The following is a 1,948-nucleotide window of genomic DNA, read 5'->3' as shown; positions in this document are numbered from 1 at the left end:
GGTTAATGTCAGTTTCAAAACGTTCACCCGGGGTGAAATCGCGCATCTGGTGATTGATTCCACCGGGCTGAAGGTCTGTAAGCGTTAACCGGACGCCGTATTGACACTGGTCAGGCAGGTATAGCCACGTTCCACGGCAGAAGTTCACCAACCTCAAGGCGTTTGGTGAAGAGGCACAGTCCATCCGCATCTGCCCAGAGAATTTTGACGGTATCACCCCGGCGGCCACGGAAGATGAACAGGTGGCCGGAGAAGGGGTTCTCATCCAGTACGTGCTGTATCTGCTCGCCCAGACCGTTGAAGGATTTACGCATGTCGGTGGCGCCGGCGACCAGCCAGATACGGGTGCCAGACGGGAGGGAGATCATCGTCCCCTCCCGGTCAGTTCGCGAAGCAGTGTTTTCAGGATAGCGGGAGATAAGTTCCCTGTCAGGCGCAGACTGACGCTCCCGACAGCCACTTCGCAGGTCATCACCTCACCGTAAGCGGAACCGGATGGTTCATAGTGTGGTACTGCATGATGTGACAGGGACATGTCAGATACCACAACAGGGATGACAGCATCAGGTTTACTGACTGAACGTTGTATTTCATCGGGCAAAAGGTGGCTGTAGCGCTGGCGCCATGTAAACAACAGATTGTCATTAATCCCGTGTTCTCTGGCCAGTTGGGCCACGCAGGCTCCAGGCTGATAAGATTTTTCGACAAGTTCCAGTTTAAAGTCCATGGAGTAAGACGCACGAACCCTGCGGGGACGAAGAGAATCTGACATTGATAGAGTCCATTAACGTTTATAAGAGGACTCTATCATCGTCAATCACCGGAAATTTCAACAGACGGTACTGAGATGACGCTTACTCAGTACTTTATCAAGCGCTCCTACCAGCCAGTCGATATCCTCTGTCTGGAACGCCATCGGCGGGCGTAGCCCAGCCGTTTTGTTTTCTCCGCGATAGCCACATCCGGAGCGGGCGTGATACTGGCTTTACTGGGATGGAAGCTTCTGGGTCTGATGATGATACCGGTTTTACTGGTCTGTCTGGTTTCCACCTGGCAGTACAGCCTGGCGATGAGAAAAGCAAACGGGACCGCCTCACGTCCTGCAGAAGACGGTTCATGAATCCCGCTCAGTCCTGGTATTGTGAAAAGCCTCTTTCCGCAAGGAAGGGGGCGGGTCAGGTAGTTCGGGTAACATCTTGGCCGATGATAATATGTCTCTTAGCCCGCGCCCGTTGTAACTGACTGACATTCAATTCCAGACCTTATCCGTGAAGCACTTATAAATTGCAATGGCCCGTGCAGGTGAAAACAAAGCTACGCCTTACCACCTGCTTGACTTCTTCTGAAGAGAGGGAGAATACGGGCAGTTAGCGGAACCCCCTTATATCCTCGTCTTTCAGGGCGGGGATAACGCTATGGAAGGTGCGAATAAGCAGGTCATTTCTTCCCAAGCTGACTCGCTGATTAAAATTTCGCGGATCTGGGCCGATTTTTTTCCCGCAAACACATCGAATCAGCCTATTTAGGCTATTTTTTCCACCATTTCTGGCGTTATTTCCGGTTTTTACTGAGATCTCTCCCACTGACGTATCATTTGGTCCACCCGAAACAGGTTGGCCGGGGTGAATAACATCGCCAGTTGGTTATCGTTTTTCAGCAGCCCCCTGTATCTGGCTCTCACGAAGCCGAACTGCCGCTTGATGATGCGAAACGGGTGCTCCACCTTGGCACGGATGCTGGCTTTCATATATTCGATGTTGATGGCCGTTTTGTTCTTGCGCGGATGCTGCTTCAAGGTTTTTACCTTGCCGGGACGCTCGGCGATCAGCCAGTCCACATCCACCTCGGCCAGCTCCTCGCGCTGTGGCGCTCCTTGGTAGCCGGCATCGGCTGAGACAAATTGCTCCTCTCCATGAAGCAGATTACCCAGCTGATTGAGGTCATGCTC

The 1,948-nt window shown here is 52.6% G+C and carries 3 protein-coding genes and 2 pseudogenes; 1 reads left to right on the top strand and 4 read right to left on the bottom strand.

The window, feature by feature from the left end; all coding sequences use genetic code 11:
• Nucleotides 1–76 (top strand): annotated as a pseudogene (locus tag K5R89_RS26965) (hypothetical protein); the annotation flags it as partial.
• Between the two features lie 67 nt (nt 77–143).
• Here K5R89_RS26965 and tnpB read toward each other — a convergent pair.
• The 4 genes and pseudogenes from tnpB to K5R89_RS26950 all read right to left on the bottom strand — a co-directional run.
• Nucleotides 144–368 (bottom strand): annotated as a pseudogene (gene tnpB, locus K5R89_RS26960) (IS66 family insertion sequence element accessory protein TnpB); the annotation flags it as partial.
• Entirely contained in the window at nt 365–772 is a 408-nt protein-coding gene (locus K5R89_RS26955) for a transposase (protein ID WP_077269281.1), read from the bottom strand. The pseudogene tnpB and the gene K5R89_RS26955, both read right to left, overlap by 4 nt.
• A gap of 595 nt (nt 773–1,367) precedes the next feature.
• Entirely contained in the window at nt 1,368–1,583 is a 216-nt protein-coding gene (locus tag K5R89_RS27835; protein ID WP_313771227.1) for a hypothetical protein, read from the bottom strand.
• Nucleotides 1,565–1,948: transposase (locus tag K5R89_RS26950; protein WP_221853876.1), on the bottom strand; the 384-nt coding region annotated here is incomplete at its 5' end. The genes K5R89_RS27835 and K5R89_RS26950, both read right to left, overlap by 19 nt.

The sequence above is a fragment of the Klebsiella sp. TF21-TM genome (genome assembly GCF_019753495.1).
Classification (GTDB): Bacteria; Pseudomonadota; Gammaproteobacteria; order Enterobacterales; family Enterobacteriaceae; genus Klebsiella; species Klebsiella quasipneumoniae.
The sequence above is the reverse complement of the archived record's forward strand: the minus strand, read 5'-3'. Positions and strand labels throughout refer to the sequence as shown.